Raw genomic sequence first — 1,427 nt, 5'->3', positions numbered from 1 at the left:
GTGCTGTGTTACGAGGTGATGAGTCTGAGTGGAAACCTAAGGAAGATTTGTTAGTTATCCGCAATAACGTTAAAGGTAATCACCCTAAACTACAAGCATCCGCAAAGGAAGGGCGTTACTTAAGTCGAACCCAGAAGTTGGAATTAATTGGTCAAGTAGCAGCCATATCGAAAGACCCAAACTTGCAAATGAAAACAGAACGTTTGCTCTGGCAAATCGAACAACAGAAGGTAATTGGTAACAAAAGGATACTTATTGAGCGCTATAAAAATAAGATAGTAACAGAACGAGTGGAAGCAGACAATTCTGAGGTAAACCTTAAGGCAAATATAGCAACTCTCAAGAAAAATGTGCAGTTGAATTCGGTCGAACCACCGGTCGTGATATCGACTAATTCAGCAGTTTGGAATTTGAATGATAAAACTGTTGTGTCCGATCAGCCGGTTAGAATTGTTCACCAGCAGGAGAAACTGATGGTAACAGCTAACAGGGGACGGGTAGATTTGGGTAAGAAAGTAGTTAGGTTAACGGGAGGAGTACAAGGGGAGGGAAGCCGTAAGCAAGCCAAACTATACGCTAATCAGCTAACTTGGGATATCCCCACCCAACAGATGGAAGCCTCAGGTAATGTAATATATGAACAAGTTTCACCCCAATTTAAGACGACTGGTGATAAAGCAGTGGGTAACCTTGAAGCTCAAGATATTTTAGTAACTAGTGGTGTTGGGGAAAGAGTGGTAACAGAAATTATTCCTTGAGCTGGTTGAAGGTTGTTCGCGTAGCGTGGCCTTTTGGCCAAGGTTGTTCGCGTAGCGTGGCCTTTTGGCCAAGGTTGTTCGCGTAGCGTGGCCTTTTGGCCAAGGTTGTTCCCGTAGCGTGGCCTTTTGGCCAAGGTTGTTCCCGTAGCGTGGCCAAAGGCCAAGGTTGACTGTAGCCTAAATTAATTTATTGCTGAAACTGCCTTTGGAGCCGTTGCTCAACCCTTTAACTTAACTGTTGACGGTTGAAGGTCAACGGTCAACGGTCAACGGTCAACAAAATTTCAAGCCAACTCGATATCTATTTGCTATTTTTTATTTTCAATCAACAAGGCACTGCTGATTTTTTCAATACGCTTGGGATCACCAATGACTAATGGTTTATGGGTTTGATTGCTACTCTTTTGGGTAAGGGCACCCCACTCCACAGACAGGCGTTGCAGTAGCTGATCCTGTTTTGCCCGAAATTCTAGGATATCGTTGCCACCGTTAATGATGGCAAACCACACTAAACCGCGATCGCGTGTTGGAAGAACACCAGCTAGAGCACTAACTTCTCTGAGAGTTCCGGTTTTAACCACAGCCCCTGGGGGAATGTTACGGTCGAGCATGGTTCCCTTAGTATCCCGTCCAGCTAGGGGGAAGACATCCCTAAGATTAAGCTGGTAA

General features: G+C 44.8%; 3 protein-coding genes. 1 reads left to right on the top strand and 2 read right to left on the bottom strand.

Features of this window, described 5'->3' with window-relative positions:
- Positions 1-758: LPS export ABC transporter periplasmic protein LptC (gene lptC, locus F6K49_RS48930; RefSeq protein ID WP_293109962.1), on the top strand; the 758-nt coding region annotated here is incomplete at its 5' end.
- On the opposite strand, the gene F6K49_RS48925 is transcribed toward lptC, so the two are convergent.
- Positions 748-915, bottom strand: a complete 168-nt coding sequence (locus tag F6K49_RS48925; protein ID WP_293109960.1) for a hypothetical protein — start codon at positions 913-915, stop codon at positions 748-750. The genes lptC and F6K49_RS48925 overlap by 11 nt on opposite strands.
- A gap of 151 nt (positions 916-1,066) precedes the next feature.
- Positions 1,067-1,427: D-alanyl-D-alanine carboxypeptidase (locus tag F6K49_RS48920; protein ID WP_293109958.1), on the bottom strand; the 361-nt coding region annotated here is incomplete at its 5' end.

It is taken from the genome of Moorena sp. SIO3I6 (genome assembly GCF_010672095.1).
Note: the sequence above shows the minus strand (reverse complement) of the source record. Positions and strands in the feature narration are given on the sequence as shown.